At 40.8% G+C, this 16,080-nt stretch carries 14 protein-coding genes; 10 read left to right on the forward strand and 4 right to left on the reverse strand.

Annotated elements, in window-relative coordinates:
* Positions 1 to 35: 35 nt before the first annotated feature.
* Positions 36 to 434, reverse strand: coding sequence for a cytidine deaminase (locus tag QNH28_RS10505; protein ID WP_036689594.1), 399 nt, complete (start codon positions 432 to 434; stop codon positions 36 to 38).
* A 266-nt stretch (positions 435 to 700) separates the two neighbouring features.
* Here QNH28_RS10505 and QNH28_RS10510 point away from each other — a divergent pair, with 266 nt between their 5' ends.
* Together QNH28_RS10510 and QNH28_RS10515 are read left to right on the forward strand one after the other, a co-directional pair.
* Entirely contained in the window at positions 701 to 1,660 is a 960-nt protein-coding gene (locus QNH28_RS10510) for a methylenetetrahydrofolate reductase (RefSeq protein WP_283911300.1), read from the forward strand.
* Positions 1,661 to 2,011: 351 nt separating this feature from the next.
* Positions 2,012 to 4,000, forward strand: a complete 1,989-nt coding sequence (locus tag QNH28_RS10515) for an elongation factor G (RefSeq protein ID WP_283911301.1) — start codon at positions 2,012 to 2,014, stop codon at positions 3,998 to 4,000.
* Positions 4,001 to 4,015: 15 nt separating this feature from the next.
* Here QNH28_RS10515 and QNH28_RS10520 read toward each other — a convergent pair whose 3' ends face one another.
* Positions 4,016 to 4,354 (reverse strand): winged helix-turn-helix transcriptional regulator, encoded by a 339-nt coding sequence (locus QNH28_RS10520; protein WP_042126439.1) that lies wholly within the window; start codon positions 4,352 to 4,354, stop codon positions 4,016 to 4,018.
* Positions 4,355 to 4,506: 152 nt separating this feature from the next.
* Between QNH28_RS10520 and QNH28_RS10525 the strand changes: the two genes are divergently transcribed.
* Positions 4,507 to 5,418, forward strand: a complete 912-nt coding sequence (locus QNH28_RS10525; protein WP_283911302.1) for a DsbA family oxidoreductase — start codon at positions 4,507 to 4,509, stop codon at positions 5,416 to 5,418.
* Between the two features lie 52 nt (positions 5,419 to 5,470).
* Here the strand turns inward: QNH28_RS10525 and QNH28_RS10530 are convergent, their stop codons facing one another.
* Entirely contained in the window at positions 5,471 to 5,986 is a 516-nt protein-coding gene (locus tag QNH28_RS10530; RefSeq protein WP_283911303.1) for a TetR/AcrR family transcriptional regulator, read from the reverse strand.
* 98 nt (positions 5,987 to 6,084) lie between these two features.
* Between QNH28_RS10530 and QNH28_RS10535 the strand changes: the two genes are divergently transcribed.
* Positions 6,085 to 6,909, forward strand: a complete 825-nt coding sequence (locus tag QNH28_RS10535; RefSeq protein WP_283911304.1) for an SDR family oxidoreductase — start codon at positions 6,085 to 6,087, stop codon at positions 6,907 to 6,909.
* Positions 6,910 to 7,072: 163 nt separating this feature from the next.
* Here the strand turns inward: QNH28_RS10535 and QNH28_RS10540 are convergent, their stop codons facing one another.
* Positions 7,073 to 7,969, reverse strand: a complete 897-nt coding sequence (locus QNH28_RS10540) for a helix-turn-helix domain-containing protein (protein ID WP_283911305.1) — start codon at positions 7,967 to 7,969, stop codon at positions 7,073 to 7,075.
* A gap of 141 nt (positions 7,970 to 8,110) precedes the next feature.
* Between QNH28_RS10540 and QNH28_RS10545 the strand changes: the two genes are divergently transcribed.
* From QNH28_RS10545 to QNH28_RS10570, 6 genes are all read left to right on the forward strand, one after another.
* A complete protein-coding gene (locus tag QNH28_RS10545) occupies positions 8,111 to 8,731 on the forward strand; it encodes a DapH/DapD/GlmU-related protein (protein ID WP_283911306.1) in 621 nt (206 codons plus the stop codon).
* A complete protein-coding gene (locus QNH28_RS10550; protein WP_283911307.1) occupies positions 8,728 to 10,080 on the forward strand; it encodes an MATE family efflux transporter in 1,353 nt (450 codons plus the stop codon). The genes QNH28_RS10545 and QNH28_RS10550 overlap by 4 nt, the downstream gene beginning before the upstream one ends.
* A 62-nt stretch (positions 10,081 to 10,142) precedes the next feature.
* Complete coding sequence (locus QNH28_RS10555) at positions 10,143 to 10,526, forward strand: VOC family protein (protein ID WP_283911308.1); 384 nt, start codon at positions 10,143 to 10,145, stop codon at positions 10,524 to 10,526.
* Between the two features lie 12 nt (positions 10,527 to 10,538).
* On the forward strand, positions 10,539 to 11,186 hold the full coding sequence (locus QNH28_RS10560) for a sugar O-acetyltransferase (RefSeq protein ID WP_283911309.1): 648 nt from the start codon (positions 10,539 to 10,541) through the stop codon (positions 11,184 to 11,186).
* A 598-nt stretch (positions 11,187 to 11,784) separates the two neighbouring features.
* The gene (locus QNH28_RS10565) at positions 11,785 to 13,785 is read left to right on the forward strand and encodes an RICIN domain-containing protein (RefSeq protein WP_283911310.1); all 2,001 of its coding nucleotides are present in this window, start codon (positions 11,785 to 11,787) and stop codon (positions 13,783 to 13,785) included.
* Positions 13,786 to 14,001: 216 nt separating this feature from the next.
* A complete protein-coding gene (locus tag QNH28_RS10570) occupies positions 14,002 to 16,026 on the forward strand; it encodes a glycosyl hydrolase 115 family protein (RefSeq protein ID WP_283911311.1) in 2,025 nt (674 codons plus the stop codon).
* Positions 16,027 to 16,080: the final 54 nt, after the last annotated feature.

Consider the following 16,080-nt stretch of genomic DNA (forward strand, 5'->3'; position numbering starts at 1 on the left):
GTGTTTTTGATATTCCACTATGGTAGGTATTATTTTTACATATCTAAATTTTTGAATGCGTAAGGCAATAAATCCCTTAAACTCAGCTCTAAGATTTCTTTTTTCTCATTGGTTAAATAGACAGGCATGTCGGGCAAACAGAATTCCGATAATACTTGTCTGCAGATACTGCATGGCGGCAGAAAATCCATTGTGTCACCTGCTACAGCTATAGCCTGAAAATCACCTTTAGTATAGCCCTTTGTAATAGCTGTGAAGATTGCTGTTCTCTCTGCACAGTTAGTAGCACCAAAAGATACATTTTCTACATTTACTCCATTAATAACATTTCCATCTTTAAGTAATAAGGCTGCTCCAACTGGAAATTTAGAATAAGGGGCATAAGCAGCTTTCTTTGTGTTACGTGCGCTTTCCATTAATTCTTCTTTATTCATAATACTCACCCTTTTTAAATAAGAATGAACCTTTCGGTCCCCTTATCGCCAACTTTAAGGTTGGCAGGACTTCTAATATTATAGTCAGACCAAATGGTTGTCAACATTAAAATCTAGAAGTTCCTCCTCCATGATGTACTACTCGATAAGTACCAATAGGGAATCATAGCTTTAAGATATAACTAGATATAGTAAATATAAGTTATACATATTAAGCCTGCCATGGTAGCCTTAACTTATAAGAGACGAGTAGAGGAGTTTTTAATTTGGGAGCGGCAGGGAGTACATTTAAACAAAAAATATTGAGCAAGAAACCTGGTATTTTAACATATGGAATGACACCACCGAAGGCAAGCCATTCACCAGAAAAAATATCAGAAATTGCACAGAAACAGGTTGAAAGACTTAAAAACGTTGATTTAGATGCTTTAATTCTTTACGATGTCCAGGAGGAAGCAGAAAGAGTTGATCATGAAAGACCTTACCCATATTTACCAACGATTGATCCGGCTGTCTATGGTGATAAATATCTAAGACAAGTGGAGGTCCCGAAAATAATTTATCGGTGCGTCGGTAATGATACAAGAGCTTCGTTCGCGGATTGGATTAAGACTGACGAAAGTGAAGACAGATTTTCAGTGTATGTGGGTGCTTCGTCAAGTAAGCAAGAGGTGAAATTGAATTTACCAGATGCTTATAAGCTAAGCAAACAGTTAAATAGTAATTTGAATTTTGGAGGAGTTGTCATTCCTGAAAGACATATAAAAAAGAATGATGAGCATATACGGGTTGTCGAAAAGATTAACAATGGATGCAGCTTTTTTATCACTCAGGCAACTTATAATGTAGAGGCATCAAAGAATTTACTGTCTGATTTATATTATTCCTATACAAATCAGGGTTTTGAAATGGTTCCTATTTTATTTAATCTTGCACCATGTGGCACAGCGAAAACATTACAATTTATGAAATGGTTGGGGATTAGTATCCCGGGATGGTTAGAAAACGAGTTGAAATACTCGAACGACATTTTGGATAAATCAATTCAGCTATCTCAAAAAATATTTGAAGAACTATTTGAGTTCGGGCTTGAGAAGGGAATTCCTATTGGATGCAGCATTGAAAGTGTTTCAACAACTAAGTTGGAAATTGAAGCATCTATACAGCTTGCTAAAGATGTAAAGGCATTTCTAGATAAAAAGCTGTTGAGTCTAGAAAGTAGATGATTTATTGTTTTAAGGAGATTAGAAATATAAACGTTATCGCATTGAATAAACTACTAGTGAAGAGCTTATAAAGGGTTTTCTAACGGTGAACTCACGTTTAAAATGAAAAACCACAAAAACTAACTATTCATTGAGCCGGTAATCCTTTCTGTTAAGGGTTACCGGTTTTTTATAAGTTAATAGGGACATGATCATCATCTCAATAGCTTGTCATCGAGGATGGTTATGTCATTGGATAATATGGATCTTCGGGCGTTACCGTATGCTGTCGGTGGTGAGAGATTCTGTACAAGCTACTAGATTTCGGCTACGATTCTTATATAACAGATTGACTGAATGGATGGTAGAAATATGTATTGTAAACTGTCAGAAGCATCACCAATCACCATCGGACTGCTAGCACATGTTGATGCCGGCAAAACCACCTTCGCAGAGCAGCTCCTATACCATGCTTCCGGAATTAAGACTCGGGGGAGAGTCGATCATCAGGATGCCTTTTTGGATAGTCATGAGATGGAGCGGGCACGGGGGATAACGATTTTTGCTGACCAGGCGGTGATGAAATATAACGAACAATCGTATCAGCTCATTGACACACCGGGGCATGTCGATTTTTCAGCTGAGATGGAGCGCGCTTTACAGGTCATGGATTATGCGGTACTCATCTTAAGTGCTGTGGAGGGCATTGAAGGGCATACCGAAACGGTCTGGCAATTGCTACAGGAATATGGCATACCCACTTTTATATTTATTAACAAAATAGATCGTACCGGTGCTGACGTCCAGCGTGTGCTAAAAGCGTTAAGGCAGCAATTTTCGCCGGATATGTTGTATTTGGCAAAAGGTCTAGATCAGAGCATACTGCCTGAAGAGGTTATTACCGCCGTTGCTGAGCGAGATGAAGCCTTGATGGAGGCATATCTCGAAGACAACATTGATCCTGGGCAGGTATTGGCTACGCTGAAACAAATGGTTAAAGAACGGGTGGTTTTTCCCGTTATGAGTGGAGCAGCTCTATTGGATCAGGGGATTGCGGAATGGATGCAGACGATGCAACTACTAATGGAATCGACTTATGAAGTAAACGCAGTATTCGGGGCACGAGTATATAAGGTGCGTCATGAGCCGCAAGGCACGCGACTGACTTTTATGAAGATATTAGCTGGAAAATTACGGGTACGGGAGGATCTCTGCTATAGCACTTCAGAACATGAGGAGTTAAGCCAGAAAATCACTTCTATTCGTATCTATCATGGGGGGAAATATACTTCATGCGATGAAGCCTCCGCGGGACAGCTTGTTGCCGTTACGGGCCTAACCGATGCGGCCATTGGACTGGGTATAGGTGATCATTCTGATCGAGTAGAATCCCGTCTTGAGTCAGCGTTGAAATCCAAAGTTGTATTCAATTTGGGGATATCATCCAGAGAAGTACTACGCTTTTTCATGATCCTGCAAGCCGAAGACCCTACGCTGCAAGTGACATGGGAGGACAAGCTGGAGGAGATTCATGTTCATGTGATGGGAATGATCCAGCTAGAGGTACTTCAGCAGGTGATGTTAGACCGTTTCCAGCTCAAGGTAACGTTCTCAAAGCCAGAGATATTATACAAAGAAACAATTGCAGAGACTGTGATTGGCTGTGGGCATTTCGAACCTCTTAAGCATTACGCAGAGGTGCATCTCCGGCTTGCGCCTGCGAAACGTGGTGAGGGAATTATATATCGCAGTACATGCCATGTGGAGCAGCTCAGTACTGGGTATCAGCATCTCGTCGGTCAGCATTTACTTGAAAAGGACCATCGTGGAGTTCTTACCGGCTCTCCCGTCACCGATCTGTATGTAACGCTTTTAACCGGGGCAGCGCATCAGAAGCACACTCATGGCGGTGATTTTCGGGAGGCGACACTGCGGGCACTGCGGCAGGGCTTGGAGCAAGCGAACAAGATTCTACTGGAACCCTATTATCTATTCAAAATCAAAGTCGATGCAGAGCTTATCGGACGCGTAATGTCTGATATACAGCTGGCCCATGGTGAATTTGACCCGCCAGAAATGCTAGGTGAATCGATGTTTATTCAGGGACGTGCGCCTGTCGCGACGTTCATGCATTATGCAGTAGAGCTTGCTTCATTCACGAAGGGCAAGGGAGCAATCTCGATGAAGTTAGGCGGTTATCAGCCATGTCATAACCCAGAACAGGTCATCGCAAGGATTGGATACGACCGCAGCGCTGATCCTGAGTATACCTCCAGCTCTATGTTCTGTGCAAAGGGAGCGGGATATAGCGTTCCTTGGGATGAAGCGCCTTCGTATATGCATTTGGAGATTCAGGAATAGGAGTGAGAAAGCAGTCTAGGAATTATCCTTCACCCCAATATTTCTTTGTCCCCATTCAACAACGGATTCAATTAAAGGCACTAATTCTTTTCCAGATGAGGTTAGAGAATACTCAACTCTTGGTGGCACTTCGTTATACTGCTCCCGATGAATGATTCCATATTCTATAAGATCCCTTAGTGAGTTGGTTAAGGTAGTCCCTGTTATTCCATGCAGTCTTCTTTTTAACTCGTTATAGCGTATGTTGTCGTTCTCACTAAGAATGGCTAGGATCGGGAGGTTCCACTTTCCGCTGATTACATGGAATGCGAAGGTTGCAGGACATAATTGATCAAGTCTAAATTCGTATTTCATACATAACTCCTGTCCAATAGTATTATTAAAGATACTTAGTATTAAAAATAATCGTACTTGTTTGAATTTGTATTGGTATTATAATACTCCCATACAAAGAACTTCTACAAGAGGGCACTTTCTTTGATTCTCCAGCGAAAGGTGATTTATATATGAATAATTCAAATATGATGTGTGACCTTAAAACCGGTGTCTGTGGGCCAGGGGATGAAGAGCAAATGGAAATGATCGACTTTAATCTACAGTCCCCCAAAATCACACTTTACTATGCAACAGATCCGATCTGTTCCCACTGTTGGGCGCTTGAGCCGGTACTCAATCGTTTTATTCTGCAGTATGGTCAATATTTTAACGTGAAGACGATTATGGGTGGTTTGCTTTCTAGCTGGCATGGTTTTGCAGATGTCTCCAATGGCATTCAACAGCCTTCAGATGTTGCGGAGCATTGGAGAGAAGTCGGTTTACATTCACGTATGCCTATCGATGGTTCTTTGTGGAAAAACAATCCGATTCTTTCTTCGTACCCGCCATCTAGAGTATACAAGGTTATACAAAATTTATATCCGGGTAAAGAAAATGAGTTTTTGCGTCAGGCAAGAGAAGCTGTATTCGCCTTCAATCAGAATATTGGAGAGGAGAAAATATTAGTTGATATAGTCAACAACATTGGGCTAAATGGCGAAGAAATAGTGGCGGATGCTGCTCTTGGATCGGCACAAGATTTGTTAGAGCAGGATTTTGAGTTAGCAGGCAGACTTGGTGTACGTGGATTTCCAACCATTATCATGGTGAATGAAGAAAATAAAGGTGTTAAAATTGTGGGGGCACGATCATTAGAAGCCTATGTCGACGGACTTCAACAAGTTTACAATGGAGATGTAAAAGCTGAAAATGTTCCACCTCTCTCTGAACTTATCAAGGAAGGAAACATTCTGTTCTCCAAGGAAATTGAAGTGTTGTATAATATTGAATCTAGTGATATGGAGTCATTTATAGCCACGGAAATGATAGAGGGGTCATACAGTATTAAGCGTGTTTTAGGTGAATCATACGTCGTATCTTGATTATAATGAAAGAAGCCAGTAACCCAAAGAACTTTGGATTTACTGGCTTCTTTCAAGTTAATTTCATTTTTAAATTATAGGTCCAATCGGTGAACCCGATTTTCAATAGCTTTTCCGCTGCTTCCCCCGGACTAATTACGAAATCATTCCTCACCCAAAAACTTAGGTATCCTATGGTGCCATAACTAGCGAAGATTGCATAATCCTGATCGCCAAAGGCACTCAATAAATGCGCCGCCAGCTGATCAGACAATTTTCTGATTTCATCTGCATTACCAAATTCAATCACATAAAATGAGCGATATTTTAAAATATGTCTACATAAGAAATAAGGGGTGCTTGGTGTGTCTTTTAATAAAGAGTCTTGTTTGTAAAAAGATAAAAATAGGTCATTAAGAGTTTCTCTCACATACTCCATTAGTTCAAACTTATCAGTGAAATGCAAATAAAAGGTAGAACGAGAAATCTGTGCTCTTTGAACAATTTCTTTTACAGAAAGATCTTGAAAACTTCTCTCACTTAACAACTCTAAAAATGCTTCACATATTGCTTCTTTTGCTGTTCTCAATTGTGACACTCCTCTAGACATTTATATCGAAATTGTCTCGTTATGGCTTTAATGAAAGCGATTATAATACAATCAAATATGATTTTGGAGGTTGCGAAATGACAAAACATGTGTATGTAATCACAGGTGGATCGGGTGGAATGGGTAAAGCAACTGCTGAAATCGTTGGGAAAAAAGGGACTGTTCTATTAGCAGATATATCGGAAGAACGCTTAATTCAAACGAAAGAAGAACTTAATGCAAAAGGTATTACAGAAGTATACTACCAAACCGTTGATATTACTTCAAAAGAAAACGTTGCTGCTTTAGCGAAAAGAGCGTCTGAATTAGGTACGTTAAAAGGGTTAGTACATACAGCGGGTCTTTCCCCTACAATGGCGGATTCAAAGCGGATTACAGCAGTTAACCTAGTCGGTACAGGTATTGTGTTAGAAGCGTTTCTACCACTCGCTACAGAAGGAACTGCAGTTGTTTGTATCTCTTCCATGAGTGGTTATATGGCACCTCGTCAAGGCCCTTATGTGGAAGTATTAAAACAACCATTAGCAGAAAAGGTCGTGGAAACCATGGAGCAATTTGCACAAGGGAACTCAGGAGCAGCTTATACGCTATCTAAATTAGGTGTGCAATTAATTGTTGAAGATCAGGCATGGGTATGGGGAGAAAGAGGAGCCCGCATTACGTCACTATCACCTGGAACAATCAATACAGCAATGGGTCGCCAAGAAGCAGATAAACAAAAAGAGATGAAATTAATGCTTGATATTACACCGTTACGCCGCGAAGGCGAAGCTTCTGAGATTGCAACAGCTATTGCGTTTTTACTGAGTGATGATGCTTCTTATATTACTGGCATTGACTTACGAGTAGATGGTGGAACCGTTGCGAACATTGAAAAAGCAAAAATAGGTGTGAATCATTAGATTTGACAGAATATTAGTGGAGTAGATTTCCGGAGTGAACGAAGCCAGTAAGCCAAAGGTTACTTTGGAATTATTGGCTTCTTTGGCATTCGCGAGGGTGGATTTGAGGTCGCGAGTGCCAAACCGAAAAATAAGCTATTCTTGGGAAGCACCCGTCAATAAGCTAATTTGAATGGGAAGGTGTTCGAGATTTCTTTCGGTAATTCTGAGGCGTCAATCCTGTCTCATTACGAAAAACAGATGAAAAATAGCTCGCACTTTGAAATCCGCAGTTCATCGCAATTTCACTAATCGATCGATTAGTTCCCACCAGCATCTCGGAGCTCTTTTGGATACGGTATCGTACCAGATAAGTATTAGGCGTTTGGCCAATGTATGTGCCAAATAACTCGCAACATTTACTCCTGCAAACAGACCCAGCGGTAGCGATGTCATTTAGAGTTACTCTAAGGTCAAAATGATGATGAATAAATCCTGTCATTTTCCAAACGGCAATCCATGACTGGTCATCATTTATCTGCCCAGGAATCCTCTGTATTTGATCTCCGACGTCTGCACAAAGTGATGTAGCCAGTGAAAGAAGACGTAGTGGCTTGCAAGGAGTGCTGTTCATTTCTTCATAAATCCGATGTAAGGAATGCAGGATTTCCTTTCCCCACGTGCTTTGCGGAGTAATCATAATATAGTCTTCAGTATTAGAACCGAATTTCTCATCCCAATATACTTTGCCTACATGTGTGTTTTCTCCGAGTAGTGAAGGATGGATAACAACGACAATGAATGTACAATCTAATTTTTTGGTGGAAAAACCGTAATGCATACGCTTGCTATTAACGAATATCCCATTTCCTTGTTCAATCAGTACAATTTCTCCATTTACAAAATACTCCATCTCGCCATCTAGCACTAATATAAATTCCAAGTCCGGATGCCAATGGCATGCTGCTGCATATTTATCGAAATGATTAAGTGCTCCTTTTCGTACGTATAGTGGAAAATCAGGAAGATTATAATTTAGTTCTTCCGATAAATCAGAGAATACTTCCAGCTCTGCACTCACAATCACATCTCCCTCAAACAAAATACGATTTTAATAGAATTATATTTGATTTCGGTGGTTAGGACTACTAAGAAATTATACAATTTTGATATTGCTCGACAAGAATACAAAATCCAAAAGATTTTATAAGGAGCCAGAAATATGACGATGAGAGAACGTATTGCCTCCGGTAAACTATTTACTGATTACTGTGAAGGACTGCCTGAAGACAGACTACAGGCGAAAAGAAGAATGCATGCCTTTAATATAACAGCGCCAGATAATCTAGAAACACGTACACAACTCATTCAAGAGATATTTGGTAAAGAAACGAAGGTGTGGATTGAGCCGCCCTTTTATTTTTGCTATGGTACGAACATTGAGATTGGAGACGGAACGTACATTAATTTTAATTGTAATTTTGTTGACGACACTAAAATTATTATCGGAAAAAATGTTATGTTCGGTCCATCTGTAACAATTGCTACAGTAGGACATCCAATCCATCCAGATTACAGAGGATATATGTATGCTGATCCGGTGAAAATTGAGAACAATTGTTGGATCGGGGCGAATGTTACAATTTGTCCAGGGGTCACAATTGGAGAAAATACCGTTATTGGTGCCGGCAGTGTTGTAACAAAAGATATTCCGGCTAACTCTATTGCTGTTGGTAATCCATGCAGGGTGATGCGCACCATTAATGAACACGACCAAAAATACTATTACAAAGACAAAGAGATCACTACGGAAGATCTGGATGAAGAAGCACGCTTGCGATGAGAGATAAGTATTTCAATCGTCAATTGCTTAATTTGGTCATTCCGATTGCTTTACAAAATCTCATTTCATCGTTAGCCGTGACAATAGATATATTCATGTTAGGTTTTATAAACCAGTCTACAATGTCTGCTGTATCATTGGCCGGGCAAATTACATTTGTTTTAACACTGTTTTATATGGGATTGGCTGCAGGAGTAGGTATTTTGACTGCTCAGTATTGGGGAAAGAAAGATTTAATGACCATTGAACGAGTCTTTAGTATCGGATGTACGATGTCTATTATTATATCCGCTATCTTTTTTGGGATATCGCTGTTAATGCCGAATCAATTAATGAGGTTTTTCACAACTGACGTCGAGTTAATTCAATATGGATCGAGTTTCTTGCGAGTGATCTCGTTCTCCTATCTGATAAGCGGAATATCCCAAATGTACTTTAGTGTCATTAGAAGCATGGAAAATGCCCGTGTCAGTGCCTGGATCAGTTCTATGTGCCTTATATTGAACATTCTCTTGAATGTAATAAGTATTTTCATACTTTATCCGGGTAATTCAGAAAAGGCTATAGTGGCAGTTGCTTTCTCTACAGTTTTGGCACGTATCGTTGAATTTGGTTGCTGTATCATCCACTCGATCAAATCAAATATAAAGTTTAGGTTACCTTTACGTGATATGGTTCAGCGTAATTTGATTAAGGATTTTTTGAGGTATACACTACCTGTCCAAGGAAATTATATTGTTTGGGGATGCGCATTAACTGTGACATCTGCAATTATTGGACATGTCAATGCAGATATGGTCGCTGCAAATTCAGTTGCCTCGGTCGTTAAGAATCTGGTTATTGTATTATGTGGAGGCATTGCAAGTGGTGGCTCCGTCCTTGTTGGTAAATATCTAGGCAATGGCGAAATTGAAATGGCTAAAAGAGCTGGGAAAATATTAAATGTATATGCTATCTTGTTTGGCATCGTTGCAGGTATTACTTTGCTATTACTGAAGCCTATAGTGTTTCTACTTGTCAATTTGGATGAGCAAGCACAAATATATTTGAGTGGAATGCTTCTTGTCTGTGCTTATTGTTGTATTCCGAAATCGATAAACTCTACGACGATTGGAGGAATATTTGTTGCTGGAGGGGATTCTAGATTTGGCTTTTGGTGTGACACGATTGTAATGTGGGGCATCATATTACCATTAGGATACATGAGTGCATTTGTGTGGCATCTCTCCCCTCTAACGATATTTATTATCATCAATTTAGACGAGGTTATTAAAGCCCCGATTGCCTTCATGCGTTATTTTAAATATAAATGGCTAAACAATATTACGAGGGATCTCTCAATGGAGTAAGTGTTGATGAAGGTTATGTTTTGCATAAAAAGGAATATTAATAAAATGAAAAGGAGATTTTTATGAAAATTGAACATATTGCTATGTATGTACAAGATTTAGAAAGCTGCAGACAATTTTATATTCAATTCTTTAATGCTAAGTCAAATAGACAATACCATAATCCCAAAACGGGATTAAAAACCTATTTTCTCACGTTTGAGGGCGGCGCTAGATTAGAGATTATGAGCAGACCGGATATGGTAGAAGGAGTCCATGATCTGTTGCGCACGGGCTTAACTCATTTAGCTTTCAGCTTAGGCGGTAAGGAACAAGTCGATCTGCTAACCAAGCAATTGGCAGAAGCGGGATTTAGAACGTTAAGTGGGCCACGGACCACAGGTGACGGATATTATGAAAGCTGTATTTTAGGACCAGAAAACATTCAAATTGAACTTACTGTCTAAAAATTTAAAGAGGTGAAGAATTTGACAGAAGAAGAGCGAATATTCAAAGGGATATTATACAATCCAGGTAACACAGACCTAAAGCGTAAAAAGCTTCTCGCGCACAATTTGAGTAGTCAATATAGTCGAACATTTGAGGATCAGACAGAGGAGCGGGAAGCGATATTGTCACAGTTACTTGATAGCATAGGGGAGCATTGTTTTATTCAAGGTCCCATTTTTTTTCATTATGGTGTTCATACAAAAATCGGTAATTATTTTTTTGGAAACTATAACCTTACAGTCCAGGATGATGCACAGGTTACAATAGGTGATCATGTGAGTTTTGGTCCTAATGTAACAATCGTTACGCCTATTCACCCATTCGTTGCCTCCGAACGTAGACAAATGCTTGATCAGAATGGTGATGCTTCGTCATTATGCTATGCTAAGCCTGTTAGCATTGGTAACGATGTTTGGCTCTCAGCAAATGTAACGGTATGTGGAGGTGTTACGATTGGTGATCGATGCGTAATAGGTGCAGGTAGTGTCGTGACTCAGGATATCCCAGAAAATTCTTTTGCTGCAGGTGTACCGTGTAAAGTAATCCGTAAAATAACCAATTTGGATAGCATGCGCCATAAACCGGAAATACTTTCAGATTGCGATATAATCGAGTAGAAATGTAGCATCCCATGACGCAGGATTAATATTGTTCTTTCCGAAGGCACCCGTGAGGGTGTCCTTTGTTTGTGTACACCTAGTATGGGCGCCAACTAATGCAAAATGGACTAACTGCTTCCTTAAACAAACAACATAAAGAATTAATTCTTCAATAAATGACTTTATCAATAGAGAATTCTCGTTTGAAAAATCTATTAAAGATGAATGATCAGTATGGTTCATGCCCATCTAGATAATTCGATATTATCATGAACGAATAAAGTACATAAAAGAAACGATTTAAATTCATTTTTCCGGATGAATTTGTCCAATACAATAATAATTGTCATTTGAATCAGTAAATATCCTAATTTTTGAAAGCGTTTTATTTATGCCGGGTTTTTATTAAATATTTGAAAAATGGTACAACCAGTTCTTCCTATCCCGGTATCGGTCGTCCAGTCTGTCTTCGTGCAAACTGGAAGAATAAGATTACATGCACATGCTTTTACGAAAGGAGGCTCTTTTATGTAATTAATTTTAATTTCAACAGGATTGAACAGGGTTACTAGTATGATTTATGATCGTTGGCAGTTTATTAGGAGGCGAAATAATTATGCATGATAGAAAAGTGAAAACAGGTATCGGAAAATTGTTGACGAAAATGATCGTTGTTATTACCCTAATGTTCAGTTTCTCTATCCCTTTGGCCACATCTGCATCTCCTGCATCCGTAGTGTCTTACCCTACTCCTTCCTACTTCGCTACAAGTTCGGCTTATTCTCTGCTTGTAGATTCGACTACTGTCAAAGTTGTTAAGCATTTTGATTATTCATTTGCACAGTTATCTTATTCTGGTACAGCTACATTCAAAGTGACAGCCAGTCAAGCAATTACTTCCTACGATATCAGCCCTCACAGCTATGGCATTGAGGCAACCGTAAGCGGTAAGGAGCTAACGTTCTCCCTTTCCCAAGCCGGATCGCGGTACTTGGTGATCAAGGTCAATAATCTGGAAAATCTAGTGATCATGACTGACCCTCTAGAAACTGGAGCCCCTGTGCCCAATGGCGGTAGCGTGAAAAGCATCATGGATTATTCTGGTGTAGACAATACAGGCAGCAATCTGATGACTTCCAAAATCCAACAAGCCATCAATGATGCCAACGCTCGCTCTGGCGGCGGCACCGTATATTTTCCTGCTGGTATTTATAAGATTTCTCAGTTTGAGCTGAAGAGTAATGTCACGCTATATTTAGCTGCTGGTGCTGTTCTTCGCGGATCAACGACATTAAGCGATTATGATTTTACTGATACCAATTTTAAGCAGTCCAACATACGTATCGTAGGGGCATCTAATGTAGCAATCAAAGGGAGAGGGATGATCGACTCCAATGGTACACTGCTTACAACAAATGATTTCGGGCCGAACCGTGAGAACATCATCCGTTCATATAAAAATTCTGCGGGAACAAAGCCGAACAATCTAACCTTTGAGGGTATCACCTTAAGGGATGGAACAACCTGGAACTTTAATATTGAGGAATCAACGAATGTTAAAATCACCAATGTGAAAATTTTGAATAATGTTCACTGGGTCCATGGAGATGGCTTCGATCTTGTTAATACGTCCCACGCTGTAGTGGATCAATGCTTCGCCTATACTGGCGATGACGTATTTGATGCGAAATCATCGACTGAAGAACCAATGACGGATGTTGTTTATAAGAACTCAGTTGCCTACACGGAATCTGCAGGTACCAAGGCAGGGGTTGCCGGACAAGGATCGTTAACCGATCTTTGGTTTATCAATATTGACGTGATTCTGGCCTATCGAGGTATTAGTTTGAGCCATGATGAAGGAAATGGTGTATGGGACGATATTCATTTTATCGACATCCGTACAGAAAAGATCTTCAATAATGGGCCTAACGGTCAATTTAGGACGGCTCCGCTCCTTATTTGGACGGCCAAATATGGCACTCAGGTTGGCCCCATCAGCAACGTAGAATTGACCCGTATTACTTTTGAAAACATTAACAATTATCATTCTATTATTCAAGGTTACGACAGCTCAAGCAAAGTTTCCAATGTAAACATCACTAATCTAAAGATAAATGGGAACATGATCGCTGACCCTTCCCAGGGGTTAATTGATATAGGTGCGAACACGTCTAATATTACTTTTAACACTGCAACCACGAATTATATGATTACCAACGTAAACTCAGGTAAAATTGTCGAAGTTTTCGGTGGTGGCACGACAGATGGTACAAAGGTTGTTCAATGGGATTATCACGCTGGAAAGAATCAACGATGGGAGCTTGTCGATGCTGGCGGTGGTTATTACAAGATTAAAAATGTCAAGAGTGGAAAAGTCCTAGATGTGACTGGCGGTTCTACAGCTAATGGAGCCTTAGTCGTTCAATGGACGGAGAACGGCGGGGATAATCAACAATGGAAGATCGTTGACGTAGGTGGTGGATACGTTAAACTCATTAATCGCAATAGCGGTAAAGCACTAGATAGCACCGGGTCGACGGCAGACGGAGTTCAACTCACCCAATGGGAAGATAATGGCGGAGACAATCAGAAATGGCAGTTGTTTTCGCAGTAATAAGAAAATTATCGAGGTGTTCGGTGTGGCCGAAGAGCGGACTTTGCGTGCTTCGGCCACACTTGTTATTTCCAATTAAAGAGGCTTCATAAACGAAAAAATCACATAAAAGAAACGGAACGAGTACATGTTTTCAGATGAATTTATGAGATATAGTAAACTCGATAATCCTCGGGAAAGTGGATTGCTCCAAAGAAAAGCAGAGGGGTGGTAAGATTGGCGTTACAGGCTAAGGATATAGTAGAGATCCAGATGGACACTCAGGAACATCAAGGGATTGGGTTAGCTATAAATGATTTAATCAATGATTTGCGCAAAGTAATGGACATTCAGGGCGTCTGCCGAAAATACCTTTCAGAAGTAGAGGGGTTTTCCATTTCAGTAGGAACCTTAAGTAATCCTACGTTTTCGGAATTCTTAAAAAATAGAGGATTCGATTTCAGCAATATCGATGGAAAAAAAGAGCATTACCTCATCAAAAGTACTGAGGATGAGGGGCGTCATCTCTTTATTGTAGGCAATGATACCCGAGGGGCGATCTATGGCATCTATGAATTTAGCCGAATAGCTCTTGGCGTCAATCCCTTGTATCTATGGACAGGCCATACCCCTGCGGTTAAAGAAAGTCTCGATTTTAGCAATATCTCGTTGACTGACGGACCTCACACCTTCAGATACCGTGGTTGGTTCATCAACGATGAGGATCTATTGCTAGGGTGGACCGGTAAATTCGATACGAATTTTCAAAACAATGCATTCACGAAGCATGCGGGTTATGCGGATGCACTGGAACCGATTATGGAGACCGCGATGCGGCTTAAACAGAATCTGTTGATCCCATGTTCCTTGTTGGATATTCTCGATCCATCGGATGAAGACTTGGTTCGACGGGTGGCGGAACGTGGAATGCTTATTACCCAGCATCATATCGAGCCGTTAGGAGTATTCCCAAGGCGTGTTCAACGCTACTGGCAGGACCGAGGAAATAGTGAGCCTCTGTCCTATACGAAGAACCCAGAGAATTATGAAGAGGTCTGGCGACTTTATGCAAGTCGTTGGGCGAAATATGACAACGTGGTTTGGCAGCTTGGCCTTCGTGGCATGGGTGATAAGCCTGTTTGGGCAGATGATCCTTATGCGCCAGATACAGATCGTGGGAGAGGTCAGTTGATCACTGGTGCCATTGCTAAGCAGCTTGAGATTATTACTGAAGTAGTGGGTCACAACAACTTCGCCTCGACGGCTACTTTATGGATGGAAGGAATGGAGCTTCTGAAGGGAGGACATTTGTCATTTCCGCAGGAAACGATGATTATCCATGCGGATTTCGGTCCGACCCAGATGTTAGGTGAAAGTTTCTATGAGGTGAAACGGGAGCCGGGAAGGCAATATGGCGTATATTATCACGTCGCTTTCTGGAGTGACGGACCTCATCAGGTTCAAGGAACATTACCTCAGAAAATTCATTACAATTTGCAAGCAGCTGTTCAGCAAGGGAATACCGACTACCTTGTCGTTAACGTAACGAATGTCAGAGAGATGCTTCTTGGAACTCAATACACCGCCGCCTTAGGCTGGAACTTTGAAAATAATCAGCCGGAACAGTTTATGCAGAATTGGGCAGCCGAGCATTACGGGCAGCAAGGCAGTGTGGCACCGGTACGGGCCTATCAAGCTTATTTCGCAGCATTCCATTCGCTAGACAATCGGGGATTTGCTGGCCGGATGCTCCTGATGGATGGTATGTGCCGAAGATTAATTATCAAACTGATAGCCATTTTGAATGGTCAACCGTTCACCAAAGACGAGATCCAAAACAAAACTCTATTGGCATTTGATCAAACAGCGGACTTCGTAGTGTATTACAAAAATGCCACTGAAGTGGCCCTTCCGAAGTGGGACATCGCTTTGGACAAGGCTTATCAGGCTTTGCAGGAGATTGAAGAGGAGCGCAGAGAGTTCTTTACTACCAACCTTCTGGTCCAGTTATCTCTCATCCGCGGATTATACCGAGCTGTTCATCAGCTAGCTAATGCCGCAGAGTCTGTACTCGCTGGCTCTATAAAGGAAGAGATCCTCGTGCGTGACCGAATCCTGGAAGCGGCAGCGGAACTTCAGCAGGCATCCATCATCCGCTTGCATGCTGAGAGAGGAAAGTGGAGGGGGTGGTATGATGGCGATGTATTGCTAAACCTATCAGACCTCATCCGCCAAATAAGAGAATGTGCAGGGAATGATTGAGGAGTAATAAGAAATTTCACATTCAGAAGGGCGATGTGTTGCTATCATAATTAC

Origin of the sequence: Paenibacillus sp. G2S3, assembly GCF_030123105.1 — a bacterium.
GTDB lineage: Bacteria > Bacillota > Bacilli > Paenibacillales > Paenibacillaceae > Paenibacillus_AQ.